Consider the following 12,342-nt stretch of genomic DNA (forward strand, 5'->3'; position numbering starts at 1 on the left):
TCGCCAGGACAGGCTTCATCGGCTGCGAGCCCTATGTCAACGGCATGGCCAAGATCCTCGCGCAGATCGAGGCCGCCAACATCGGCAACATCCGCCTGTTCGCAGGCGATGCCGCCGAGCTGCTGGCCTGGCTGCCCAAGGCATCGCTGTCGCGGATCGACTTGATCCATCCCGATCCCTGGCCGAAGCGGCGGCACTGGAAACGGCGCTTCGTCCAGGACAGGACCATCGCCGCGATGGCGCGCGTGCTGAAGCCGAACGGCGAATTCCGCTTCGTCTGCGACATCGACGATTACTGCGCCTGGACGCTGTCGCATCTTGCGCGTTCGCAGGATTTCGTCTGGCTTGCCGAACGCGCCGACGACTTCAGACAGCCGTGGGCGGGCTACACCATGACGCGCTACGGCCGAAAGGCCGCGCGCGAAGGACGGAAGGCGGCGTATTTGCGATTCAGACGACTCTAGATCGTCTGCCGGTTGCGCCAGAAATTGACGACGCGCTCGGCGGTCGTCGGCATCAGGCGCGTGAAGTTGACGCGCGCGGCCTCGATATCGGCATCGGCCGGCGTGCGGTGCGGACCGTACCAGAGCAGGATGAGCGCGCGCACCGTGGGCCAGCCGAGATTCAGCACGCGGCCGAGAATGAGGATCGGGTCGTAGCGGTCGCCTGCGATCAGGCGGTCGAGGACCGAGAGGCGGACGCCGGACATCGCCGAAAGCGAGGCGATCGATTCCTCGTATTTGTTCGCCTTGGCGAAGCCGAGCAGCGCGCTCTCGCCGAGATGACCCTCGCGATGCAACGCCAGCACAGTGCGCTGGGCCGCGGAGAAATCGCGCCGCGGTCCCGGCGGCAGCGTGGCCTCCTCGATGGCCACCATCGCGCGCTTGATCTCGACCTGGCGCGCGGGATTGACCACGCTGGAGAGCCGGCGGCGGATGACGTCGAGCGTGCCGTCGAGAAGCTGTTTCAGGTTCTCGCCCGAGAGATCACGGCGCTGGCCGATCTTGAGCGTCAGCACGCCGTCCTGCGCCGCACGCTTGATCAGCTCGGAATAGCTGCCGGGCGAGAACACCGCACCGGCATTGCCCGCGGCGCGGCGCACCACGTCGCGGTCGCCGCGCTCCACCAGCACGTCGGTGATGACGGGAGACAAAGCGGGGCGCTCCGTCATCGCCAGCAAATGCCCCTGGCCCTTCAGCCGCGCGATCTCGACCAGCGCGGCGTCATCGAGCACGGGCGAGCGGCGCAGCACGGGGCCGGCCACCATGATCTCGTTCTCGCGCGCGAGTTGATTGACCAGATGCGGCGGCGCGTTGTTCAGGTGCGAGAAGCGCTCGGCGAGGTCGACGCGCGAGGCAAGCTCCGCATGCGGGACGAGATCGATCAGGAGGTTGTCGAAGAGATCGATGAGCTCGGGCCGAAGATTGGCGGAATCCTGGAAGAACAATTCGGAGATGGCGCGCGCGATTTCGCCGCGTCGCCGCGGATCACCGCGTTTGACGATATCGTCCAGTCCGGGAATGAGCGACGTGGCAACGGTCATGAAAACGCAACTCGTACGGGGCACGCCGCGGGCGCGCCCTTGGTCCAAGCCGCCCCACAATCAGGGAATTTAGCCCCCCGAGGTGAAGGAAGCGTTAGGCCCGGGGCGCCGCGAATCGGGCGCAAAAAGCCTCGTCTGGCCCGCGATGGGCCTTGTCCGGGAGGACAGAAAGCGCTATATCAGCGCCAATTCATCTTCTCATACGATCCGCGTAGTGAGAGTGGGCCCGAAAGGACCCGCTCTTTTTTATTACCCGAACGCGGCTTGGCGGAAGATGCGGCCCGACGCGCTGTCGGGGAGTTCCGAAGCGGGCTTTGAAAATCGTAACCAAGCCTTAACCATCGAGCGCCTTGACCCCTGATATGACCGAACCGAACACTGGTTCCACGGATGCCGAGTTGCTGGCCGAGCCGAGGCTCGTGGTCGAGCCGGGCGTGGCGGCACGTGTGTCCGCGGTCGCAGCGCCGGTGCTCGAGGGCATGGGCTATCGTCTGGTGCGGATCCGCATTTCCGGGGAAGCCGGCTGCACCGTGCAGATCATGGCGGAGCGGCCGGACGGCTCGATGCAACTCGAGGACTGCGAGGCGATCTCGCGGGCGCTGTCGCCGGTGCTCGATGTCGCCGACCCCATCGATCGCGCCTACCGGCTGGAAATTTCCTCGCCGGGCATCGACCGGCCGCTGGTCCGCCGTTCCGATTTCGAGCGCTATTCCGGCCATCTGGTGAAGATCGAGATGGCGGTTGCCCATGAGGGGCGCAAGCGGTTCCGCGGCATGATCGGCGCCGTCGAGGGCGACCGCGTGCACCTGCGTCGCGACGACGCCAAGGCGAGCGATAATCCCGACGTTCTCCTGACGATGGAAGATATTGGTGAAGCTCGGCTGGTGCTGACCGACGATCTGATCGCGGAATCGATGCGCCGCGGCAAGGCCGAGGAGCGCCAGATGCGCCGGAACCTCGGCATCGAGCCGCCGGCGGCACCGCACGCGGAGATCAGCGCGAAGATCACCAAGAACACCAAGCCGCAAAAAAAGAAGCCGGCCCCGACCAATACGAAGAAACATCGCCTGGCCGCCGAACGCGCGCGACGGGGCGAGATCGAGCCTGACGAAGGAGACTAGCCATGGCAGTCAGCGCCAATCGACTTGAGTTGCTCCAGATCGCCGATGCCGTTGCGCGCGAGAAATCGATCGACCGCGGCATCGTCATCGCGGCGATGGAGGACGCCATCGCCAAGGCGGCCCGGGCACGTTACGGCAGCGAAACTGACGTTCACGCCGAGATCGACCCGAAGAAGGGCGAGCTGCGGCTGTCGCGCCACATGCTGGTCGTCGAGAAGGTCGAAAACCATTCCAACCAGATCTCGCTGGTGGACGCGCAGCGCGCCAATCCCGGCGCCCAGGTCGGCGACACCATCGCCGACACCCTGCCGCCGCTGGAATATGGCCGCATCGCCGCGCAATCGGCCAAACAGGTCATCGTGCAGAAGGTGCGCGAGGCCGAGCGCGACCGGCAATATCAGGAGTTCAAGGATCGCATCGGCGACATCGTCAACGGCGTCGTCAAGCGCGTCGAATATGGCAGCGTGATCGTCGATCTCGGCCGCGGCGAAGCCATCATCCGCCGTGACGAGATGCTGCCGCGCGAAGTTTTCCGCAACGGCGACCGCGTCCGCGCCTACATCTTCGACGTCCGCCGCGAGACCCGCGGTCCGCAGATCTTCCTCTCCCGCACCCATCCGCAGTTCATGGCGAAGCTGTTCGCGCAGGAAGTGCCGGAGATTTATGACGGCATCGTCGAGATCAAGGCGGTTGCCCGCGATCCGGGCTCGCGCGCGAAAATCGGCGTGATTTCCCGCGATTCCTCGGTCGATCCGGTCGGCGCCTGCGTCGGTATGCGCGGCTCGCGCGTGCAGGCCGTGGTGAACGAATTGCAGGGCGAGAAGATCGACATCATTCCGTGGTCGCCCGACATCGCGACCTTCGTGGTCAACGCGCTGGCGCCGGCCGAAGTGTCCAAGGTCGTCATCGACGAAGACCGCGAGCGCATCGAGGTCGTCGTGCCCGACACCAACAACCAGCTTTCGCTGGCGATCGGCCGCCGCGGCCAGAACGTGCGTCTGGCCTCGCAGCTCACCGGTTGGGACATCGACATCCTGACCGAGCAGGAGGAATCGGAGCGCCGCCAGGCCGACTTCGAGAACTCCACCCGCGTCTTCATGGAATCGCTCAACGTCGACGAAGTGGTCGGCCAGCTGCTGGCGTCCGAAGGCTTCACCTCGGTCGAAGAACTCGCCATGGTGGACCTCAAGGAACTCGCAGGCATCGAGGGCTTCGACGAGGAGACCGCGCAGGAGCTCCAGAGCCGTGCCCGCGAATATCTCGAGCAGCAGGAAGCTGAGATCGAGGCCAGGCGCAAGGAGCTCGGTGTCGAGGACGCCGTCAAGGACGTCCCCGGCGTCACCTCCAAGATGCTGGTGAAGTTCGGCGAGAACGACATCAAGACGGTCGACGACCTCGCCGGCTGCGCCACCGACGATCTGGTCGGCTGGACCGAACGCAAGGAAGGCGGCGAGCAGACCAAGTTCCCCGGCGCGCTCGACGGTATCGACATCTCCCGTGACGATGCCGAGGCGATGATCATGCAGGCCCGCGTCAAGGCCGGCTGGATCACCGAGGCCGATCTGGCCAAGCCCGCTGAGGAGGCTGAGGCCACCGAAGATCAGCCGGCTTAAGGGCAAAGGAGAATGTCGCCCGGATGCTCACCGATACTGACCCCGAACTCGACCATGGACCGCGGACCGAAAGGTCCGCGACCATGCGGATGTGCGCGGTCAGTCGGCAGGTCCGGCCGATCGACGAGCTGATCCGCTTCGTCATTTCGCCGCAAGGCGACGTAGTTCCAGATCTCAAGCGCAAGCTGCCCGGACGCGGCATGTGGCTCACCGCCTCACGCGGGGTGGTTGCGGAAGCCGTCCGGCGTCACCAATTTAGCAAGGCCTTCAAGCGCGAGCTGCGCATCCCTCAGACGCTTCCTGCCGATATTGAGGCGCTCCTGGTTCGGAGCGTGACGGAAGCCCTTGGGATCGCCGCCAAAGCGGGCCAGGTCGTGGCCGGCTTCGGCAAGGTCGAAAGCGCCCTTCGGGAAGGCACGGCCGGGGTCCTGATCCACGCCAGCGACGGGGCCGCGGACGGAATCCGCAAATTGGACATGCTGGCGCGTCAAAATGCCGGAAATCGCGGCGCCAAGCCGCAGATTCCCGTCGTCACCGCGCTGAAATCGTTAGAATTGGATTTGGCACTGACCCGGTCAAATGTGATACATGCTGCCCTGCTCGCGGGCCCGGCGAGCAGGTCATTCCTGTCACGTAGCCAGATGCTGGTCCGATACCGGATGGCGGACGCTGACAAGACTGCCGAAAAGCCCGGCCAGGATTTCTGAGAGATACGACGACCCGATAGGACGGTGCGGCAACGCACAACACTGATAAATCAGGATTAGGACTGCTGAATGGTTGATACCAAGACCCCTGACGACAAGAAGCTGAGCGTTCCGAGCAAGACGCTATCGCTCAAGCCGCGCGTCGAAACGGGCACTGTCCGCCAGAGCTTCAGCCATGGCCGCAGCAAGCAGGTCGTGGTCGAGAAGCGCGGCAAGCGCCGCATCGACGGCAGTGCCGAACCACAGGCTCCCACGGTCGTCGCGAAGCCAGCGCCGGCCGCGCCAACTCCGACGCCCGCTCCGTCGCGCCCCGCGCCGCCGCGTAACGCCGGATCCGGCGTGGTGCTGCGCACGCTGACCGAGGACGAACGTTCCGCCCGCGCCAGCGCGCTGGCCGATGCCAAGGTGCGCGAAGTCGAAGAGCGCCGCCAGGCCGAGGAAGAGGCCCAGCGCCGCGCTGTTCGCGAAGCCGCTGAACGCGTCGAGCGCGAAGCTGCCGAATCCCGCCGCAAGGCCGAGGAAGAGCGTCACCGTCACGAGGACGAAGCCAAGCGCAAGGCAGAGACCGAGGCCAAGAAGCGTTTTGGCGAAGGCGAGCAGCCGGCATCCGCGCCGCGCCCCGCAGCCGCCGCCCCGGCCACTCCGGCGCCGCGCAGCGGCGCCCCCGCCGCGCGCCCCGGCACCACCACGGCACGCCCGGGAACATCGACCGCGCGCCCCGGAACGACCACAGCGAGACCGGCAGGTGGCCCGTTGGGCCGCGCTCCCGCGGTTGCTGCCGGCCCGGACGAGGACGATGGTCCGCGCCAGATCCGCCGCGGTCCCGGCGGCGCCGCGCGTCCCGTGGTAGCCCCCAAGCCCACCCACAAGCCCGGCCCGCAGAAGGAGCGCGGCCGCCTGACCGTCGTCACCGCGCTCAATGCAGACGAAGTCCGCGAGCGCTCGATCGCCTCGTTCCGCCGCCGCACCCAACGCCTGAAGGGCCATGCCGCGAACGAGCCGAAGGAAAAGCTCATCCGCGAGGTGGTCATTCCGGAAGCGATCACCATCCAGGAGCTCGCCAACCGCATGGCCGAGCGCGCGGTGGAAATCATCCGCATGCTGATGAAGCAGGGCGCGATCCATAAGATCACCGACGTGATCGACGCCGACACTGCGCAGCTGATCGCCGAAGAGCTCGGCCACACCGTCAAGCGCGTTGCCGCGTCCGACGTTGAAGAAGGTCTGTTCGACGCCACCGACGATTCGACCGACACCGAGACCCGCTCGCCCGTGGTGACCGTCATGGGTCACGTCGACCACGGCAAGACCTCGCTGCTCGACGCGCTCCGTCATGCCAACGTCGTCTCCGGCGAAGCCGGCGGCATCACCCAGCATATCGGCGCCTATCAGGTGCTGTCGCCCGAAAGCGGCAAGAAGATCACCTTCATCGACACGCCCGGCCACGCCGCGTTCACCGCGATGCGCGCCCGCGGCGCCAAGGTGACCGACATCGTCGTGCTGGTGGTTGCGGCCGATGACGGCGTCATGCCGCAGACGATCGAAGCCATCAACCACGCCAAGGCGGCGCGGGTGCCGATCATCGTTGCCATCAACAAGATCGACAAGCCCGACGCCAAGCCCGAGCGCGTGCGCACCGAGCTGCTCCAGCACGAGGTGCAGGTGGAATCCTTCGGCGGCGAAGTCGTCGACGTCGAAGTGTCCGCCAAGAACAAGACCAATCTCGACAAGCTGCTCGAGATGATCGCGCTCCAGGCAGATATCCTCGACCTCAAGACCAATTCGGAACGACCGGCCGAGGGCACCGTGATCGAGGCCAAGCTCGACCGCGGCCGCGGTCCGGTCGCGACCGTGCTGGTCCAGCGCGGCACGCTCCGGGTCGGCGACATCATCGTCGCAGGCGCCGAGATGGGCCGCGTCCGCGCGCTGATCTCGGATCAGGGCGAGACCGTGCAGGAGGCCGGTCCCTCGGTGCCGGTCGAAGTGCTCGGCTTCAACGGTCCGCCGGAAGCCGGCGATCGTCTCGCCGTGGTCGAGAACGAAGCCCGCGCCCGCCAGGTCACCAGCTACCGTGCGCACCAGAAGCGCGAGAACGCGGCGGCCTCGATCTCCGGCATGCGCGGCTCGCTCGAGCAGATGATGTCGCAATTGAAGACCGCGGGCCGCAAGGAATTCCCGCTGATCATCAAGGCCGACGTGCAGGGCTCGCTGGAAGCGATCCTCGGCTCGCTGGAGAAGCTCGGTACCGACGAGGTCGCAGCCCGCATCCTGCATGCCGGCGTCGGCGGTATCTCGGAATCCGACGTGACGCTGGCCGAAGGCTTCAACGCCGCGATCATCGGCTTCTCGGTTCGTGCCAACAAGGAGGCCGCTGCGGCCGCCAAGCGCAACGGCATCGAGATCCGCTACTACAACATCATCTACGACCTCGTGGACGACGTGAAGAAGGCGATGAGCGGCTTGCTCGCGCCGACCTTGCGCGAAACCATGCTCGGCAATGCCTCCATCCTGGAGATCTTCAACATCTCCAAGGTCGGCAAGGTCGCCGGCTGCCGCGTCACCGACGGCACCGTGGAACGCGGCGCCAATGTGCGCCTGATCCGCGACAACGTCGTCGTGCACGAAGGCAAGCTGTCGACGCTGAAGCGCTTCAAGGACGAAGTGAAGGAAGTCCAGTCCGGTCAGGAATGCGGCATGGCCTTCGAGAACTACCACGACATGCGTGCCGGTGACGTGATCGAGTGTTACCGCGTGGAGACGATCCAGCGCTCCCTGTAAGTCCAAATCTTACCGAAGCGCCCGGATCTTTTTGAGCTGAAATTGCGGGAGTGCGATGGCCGGATTTTTTCCGGCCATCCACCCCTCTTCGTTTCAACAGGACAAATGACAATGCCCGTGTCCCAAACACGGGCATGACGAGGTGATTTTCGAGATGCCACGCCATCATCAGAAAAAAAATTCCGCACCCGGCGGGGGCTCGCAACGTCAGTTGCGCGTCGGCGAGCAGGTTCGCCACGCGATGGCCGATATTCTGGCGCAAGGCAATGTGCATGATGCGGATCTCGAAGGTCACATCATCACCGTGCCGGAGGTGAGGATGTCACCCGACCTGAAGCTCGCGACAGTCTATGTGATGCCGCTCGGTGGCCACGACACCGCGGTCGTCATCGCTGCGCTCGAACGCAACAAGAAGTTTCTGCGCGGCGAGGTCGCGCGGCGCGTTAACCTGAAATTTGCACCTGATCTTCGTTTCCGCGTCGACGAACGATTCGACGAAGCGGAACGGATCGAGAAGCTTTTGCGAACACCTGCAGTTCAGAGGGACCTCGAACAGGATTTGGAACAGGATCCGGAGACGGATCGGGAAGAAGAACGATGACCATGGACCCGGCTCACGACACGATCAGCGGCGAACAGGCCGATCAGCGCGACGTGCAGAAAAATAATTTTGCGGACATCGGCGGCGATTCTCAGCCGCATCAGGAGCCGCGCCGCGTCAACAACGATCCGCGCGCCAATGCCAGGCAGAAGGGCAACCAGGTTCGCCGCGACCGGCGCGACGTCCATGGCTGGGTCGTGCTCGACAAGCCGACCGGCATGACCTCGACGCAGGCGGTTGCGGTGCTCAAGCGCCTGTTCAACGCCAAGCGCGCCGGACACGCCGGCACGCTCGATCCGCTCGCCTCGGGCGGGCTGCCGATCGCGCTCGGGGAAGCCACCAAAACCGTTCCCTTCGTCATGGACGGCCGCAAGCGCTACCAGTTCACGGTGTGCTGGGGCGAGGAGCGCGACACCGACGACATCGAGGGCCGGGTGACCGCGACCTCCGACCAGCGTCCGACCCGCGAGGCCATCCTGGCCCTGTTGCCCCGCTTCACCGGGGTGATCGAGCAGATCCCACCGCGCTATTCCGCGATCAAGGTCCAGGGCGAGCGCGCCTACGACCTCGCCCGCGACGGCGAGGTCGTGGAACTGGCCGCCCGTCCGGTCGAAATTCACCATTTAACCCTTGTGGATCAACCGGATAACGACCGAGCCGTGTTCGAGGCCGAATGCGGCAAGGGCACCTATGTCCGGGCGTTGGCCCGCGATATGGGCCGGATTCTCGGCACTTACGGCCATATCTGCGCGCTCAGGCGGACCCTGGTCGGCCCATTTGGCGAAAACGACATGATTCCGCTGGATCAGCTGGAGGCTTTGTGCGATAGAGCCGCGTCCGGCGAGGGTAGCCTCGCGGACGCGCTTATGCCCGTTGAGACCGCGCTGGACGACATCCCGGCACTGGCCGTCACTCGGGCTGATGCGGCAAGGCTCCATCGGGGCCAGGCCGTTTTGTTGCGCGGACGGGATGCGCCCACTTGTAGCGGCACAGTCTATGTCACGGTGGCAGGCCGTCTTCTCGCGCTTGCTGAAGTCGGCAATGGCGAAATCATCCCCAAGCGTGTGTTCAACCTGACCGGCCTGACTGCCAGCCCCGGTCGCAACGAGAGAAATTGACGATGTCGATTGCCGCAGAACGCAAAGCGGAAGTCATCAAGACGAATGCCAACAAGGCCGGCGACACCGGCTCGCCCGAGGTTCAGGTCGCGATCCTGTCGGAACGCATCAACAACCTCACCAACCATTTCAAGACCCACGTGAAGGACAACCATTCGCGTCGCGGCCTCTTGAAGCTGGTCTCGACCCGCCGCTCGCTGCTCGACTACCTCAAGAAGCGGGACGAGGCGCGTTACAAGGCGCTGCTCGAGAAGCACAACATTCGTCGCTAAGAGTTCTTGCGCGCGCCAACGGCGCGCGTTTTCGCACGTGGTTTCGAACGAAAGCGCTTATTTTAAGCTTTTTGATCGAGGTTGCGTGCACGTCGGATGCGGGCCGTTGACGGCCAGCATCCGGGCATGATGAGCGAAGATCGCAATTCGGTGTTCGCATTCGTGCCGACTGACAGTCCAGCAGCAATCCGGCGGCTGGGCACAACGGGCAAGGCGCCCGTATGACCCGAAAGGATGGACGCCATCCGAAATCCAAAAACCATGGCAGGATCGCAGGACGCTGATCACCCGCTTCGATCAGCGCCCCGCAATCTTGCGCATGGTTTTTGTTTTTCGAGCCGTCCTTCTTTCGAGAACCCATGAAAGAAGACATCTATGTTCAATAAGCATTCGGTCGAGATCGACTGGGGTGGACGCACTCTCAAGCTGGAAACCGGCAAGATCGCCCGTCAGGCCGATGGCGCGGTCGTCGCCACCTATGGCGAGACCGTGGTGCTCGCCACCGTCGTCGCGGCGAAGGCGCCGCGCGAAGGCGTCGACTTCCTGCCGCTGACCGTCGACTACCAGGAGAAGACCTACGCTGCGGGCCGCATTCCCGGCGGCTATTTCAAGCGCGAAGGACGTCCGACCGAGAAGGAGACGCTGGTCTCCCGCCTGATCGACCGTCCGATCCGTCCGCTGTTCGTCGACGGCTGGCGCAACGAAACCCAGGTGATCGTCACCGTGCTCTCGCACGACATGGAAAACGATCCTGATATCGTCGCGCTGGTGGCTTCGTCCGCTGCGCTGACGCTGTCCGGCGCGCCCTTCAAGGGCCCGATCGGCGCGGCACGCGTCGGCTTCGCCAATGACGAGTTCATCCTCAACCCGACGCTCGACGAGATGGTCGACACCCAGCTCGACCTCGTCGTCGCCGGCACCGCCGACGCCGTGCTAATGGTCGAATCGGAAGCCAAGGAGCTGAACGAAGACATCATGCTTGGCGCAGTGATGTTCGGTCACCGCCACTTCCAGCCGGTGATCAACGCGATCATCGAGCTCGCCGAGAAGGCTGCGAAGGAGCCGCGCGAAGTCACCGTGATCGACAATTCGGCGCTCGAGAAGGAAATGCTCGGCATCGTCGAGCAGGAGCTGCGCGCCGCCTACGCCATTCCGGTCAAGCAAGATCGCTACGCCGCAGTCGGCAAGGTCAAGGAAAAGGTGATCGCCCACTACTTCCCGGAAGGGCAGGAGCCGAAATACGACAAGCTGCGCATCGCCGGCGTGTTCAAGGAGCTCGAAGCCAAGATCGTTCGCTGGAACATCCTCGACACCGGCAAGCGCATCGACGGCCGCGACAGCAAGACCGTCCGCAACATCGTCGCCGAAGTCGGCGTGCTGCCCCGCGCCCACGGCTCGGCGCTGTTCACCCGCGGCGAGACCCAGGCGATGGTCGTGACCACGCTCGGCACCGGCGAGGACGAGCAGTACATCGACGCGCTGTCGGGAACGTACAAAGAGACGTTCCTGCTGCACTACAACTTCCCTCCCTACTCGGTCGGTGAGACCGGCCGCCTCGGCGGCACCAAGCGTCGCGAGATCGGCCACGGCAAGCTGGCCTGGCGCGCGATCCACCCGGTGCTGCCGCCGCACCACGAATTCCCCTACACCACGCGCGTGGTGTCGGAGATCACGGAGTCGAACGGCTCGTCCTCAATGGCTTCGGTCTGCGGCGCTTCGCTGGCGCTGATGGATGCCGGCGTGCCGTTGAAGCGGCCGACCGCGGGCATCGCGATGGGCCTGATCCTCGAAGACAAGCGCTTTGCGGTTCTCTCGGACATCCTCGGTGACGAGGACCATCTCGGCGACATGGACTTCAAGGTCGCCGGTACCGAGCAGGGCATCACCTCGCTCCAGATGGACATCAAGATCGAGGGCATCACCGAAGAGATCATGAAGGTCGCGCTCGCCCAAGCCAAGGATGGACGTATCCACATCCTCGGCGAGATGGCCAAGGCGCTCACCAACGCCCGTGCCGAGCTCGGCGAATACGCGCCGCGCATCGAGACCTTCAAGATCGCCACCGACAAGATCCGCGAAGTGATCGGCACCGGCGGCAAGGTGATCCGCGAGATCGTCGAGAAGACCGGCGCCAAGGTCAATATCGAGGACGACGGCACCGTGAAGGTCGCCTCCAGCGACGGCGAGGCCATGAAGGCCGCGATCAAGTGGATCAAGTCGATCGCCTCCGATCCGGAAGTCGGCCAGATCTATGACGGCACCGTCGTCAAGGTGATGGAGTTCGGCGCCTTCGTGAACTTCTTCGGCTCCAAGGACGGCCTCGTCCACATCAGCCAGCTCGCCTCGGCGCGCGTGCAGAAGACCTCCGACGTCGTCAAGGAAGGCGACAAGGTCAAGGTCAAGCTGCTCGGCTTCGACGACCGCGGCAAGACCCGCCTGTCGATGAAGGTGGTCGATCAGACCACCGGCGAAGACCTCGAAGGCAAGGGCGGCGAGGGCGAGAAGGCCCCGCGCGAAGCCGCCGGCGAGTAAGCGCTCGGCAACATCAGAAACACGAAGGGCGGCCGAAAGGCCGCCCTTTTTGTTTGT

The 12,342-nt window shown here is 64.8% G+C and carries 10 protein-coding genes; 9 read left to right on the forward strand and 1 reads right to left on the reverse strand.

All coding sequences use genetic code 11. The annotated features are described in order from the left end of the window. A partial coding sequence (gene trmB, locus IC66_RS0124725) for a tRNA (guanine(46)-N(7))-methyltransferase TrmB (protein WP_038949439.1) occupies nt 1-464 on the forward strand: 464 nt, incomplete at its 5' end. Here the strand turns inward: trmB and IC66_RS0124730 are convergent. Beyond that, nucleotides 461-1,543, reverse strand: a complete 1,083-nt coding sequence (locus tag IC66_RS0124730; RefSeq protein WP_038949440.1) for a DUF2336 domain-containing protein — start codon at nt 1,541-1,543, stop codon at nt 461-463. The two genes, trmB and IC66_RS0124730, sit on opposite strands and share 4 nt — an antisense overlap. A 362-nt stretch (nt 1,544-1,905) precedes the next feature. Here IC66_RS0124730 and rimP point away from each other — a divergent pair, with 362 nt between their 5' ends. The 8 genes from rimP to pnp all read left to right on the forward strand — a co-directional run bounded on the left by rimP (nt 1,906) and on the right by pnp (nt 12,285). After that, nucleotides 1,906-2,664, forward strand: a complete 759-nt coding sequence (rimP, locus tag IC66_RS0124735) for a ribosome maturation factor RimP (RefSeq protein ID WP_038949442.1) — start codon at nt 1,906-1,908, stop codon at nt 2,662-2,664. A gap of 2 nt (nt 2,665-2,666) precedes the next feature. Then, nucleotides 2,667-4,277 (forward strand): transcription termination factor NusA, encoded by a 1,611-nt coding sequence (gene nusA / locus IC66_RS0124740; RefSeq protein ID WP_018319418.1) that lies wholly within the window; start codon nt 2,667-2,669, stop codon nt 4,275-4,277. 23 nt (nt 4,278-4,300) lie between these two features. Then, nucleotides 4,301-4,984, forward strand: coding sequence for an RNA-binding protein (locus IC66_RS0124745; protein WP_038949443.1), 684 nt, complete (start codon nt 4,301-4,303; stop codon nt 4,982-4,984). A gap of 69 nt (nt 4,985-5,053) precedes the next feature. Continuing rightward, nucleotides 5,054-7,762, forward strand: a complete 2,709-nt coding sequence (gene infB, locus IC66_RS0124750) for a translation initiation factor IF-2 (protein ID WP_038949444.1) — start codon at nt 5,054-5,056, stop codon at nt 7,760-7,762. 154 nt (nt 7,763-7,916) lie between these two features. Further along, entirely contained in the window at nt 7,917-8,363 is a 447-nt protein-coding gene (gene rbfA, locus IC66_RS0124755) for a 30S ribosome-binding factor RbfA (protein ID WP_038949445.1), read from the forward strand. Continuing rightward, entirely contained in the window at nt 8,360-9,481 is a 1,122-nt protein-coding gene (truB, locus tag IC66_RS0124760; RefSeq protein ID WP_038949446.1) for a tRNA pseudouridine(55) synthase TruB, read from the forward strand. The genes rbfA and truB overlap by 4 nt, the downstream gene beginning before the upstream one ends. 2 nt (nt 9,482-9,483) lie before the next feature. After that, the gene (gene rpsO, locus IC66_RS0124765; protein ID WP_008131787.1) at nt 9,484-9,753 is read left to right on the forward strand and encodes a 30S ribosomal protein S15; all 270 of its coding nucleotides are present in this window, start codon (nt 9,484-9,486) and stop codon (nt 9,751-9,753) included. 375 nt (nt 9,754-10,128) lie between these two features. Next, the gene (gene pnp / locus IC66_RS0124775; RefSeq protein WP_028139505.1) at nt 10,129-12,285 is read left to right on the forward strand and encodes a polyribonucleotide nucleotidyltransferase; all 2,157 of its coding nucleotides are present in this window, start codon (nt 10,129-10,131) and stop codon (nt 12,283-12,285) included. Nucleotides 12,286-12,342: the final 57 nt, after the last annotated feature.

Source organism: Bradyrhizobium genomosp. III (genome assembly GCF_000261705.1).
GTDB lineage: Bacteria > Pseudomonadota > Alphaproteobacteria > Rhizobiales > Xanthobacteraceae > Bradyrhizobium > Bradyrhizobium ottawaense.

Excerpts from the sequence above, each read along its gene's own strand:
- rbfA (WP_038949445.1), top strand. The coding sequence starts at position 7,917 with ATGCCACGCCATCATCAGAAAAAAAATTCCGCACCCGGCGGGGGCTCG.
- IC66_RS0124730 (WP_038949440.1), bottom strand. The coding sequence starts at position 1,543 with ATGACCGTTGCCACGTCGCTCATTCCCGGACTGGACGATATCGTCAAA.
- IC66_RS0124745 (WP_038949443.1), top strand. The coding sequence starts at position 4,301 with ATGCTCACCGATACTGACCCCGAACTCGACCATGGACCGCGGACCGAA.
- pnp (WP_028139505.1), top strand. The coding sequence starts at position 10,129 with ATGTTCAATAAGCATTCGGTCGAGATCGACTGGGGTGGACGCACTCTC.
- rimP (WP_038949442.1), top strand. The coding sequence starts at position 1,906 with ATGACCGAACCGAACACTGGTTCCACGGATGCCGAGTTGCTGGCCGAG.
- nusA (WP_018319418.1), top strand. The coding sequence starts at position 2,667 with ATGGCAGTCAGCGCCAATCGACTTGAGTTGCTCCAGATCGCCGATGCC.
- infB (WP_038949444.1), top strand. The coding sequence starts at position 5,054 with ATGGTTGATACCAAGACCCCTGACGACAAGAAGCTGAGCGTTCCGAGC.
- rpsO (WP_008131787.1), top strand. The coding sequence starts at position 9,484 with ATGTCGATTGCCGCAGAACGCAAAGCGGAAGTCATCAAGACGAATGCC.
- truB (WP_038949446.1), top strand. The coding sequence starts at position 8,360 with ATGACCATGGACCCGGCTCACGACACGATCAGCGGCGAACAGGCCGAT.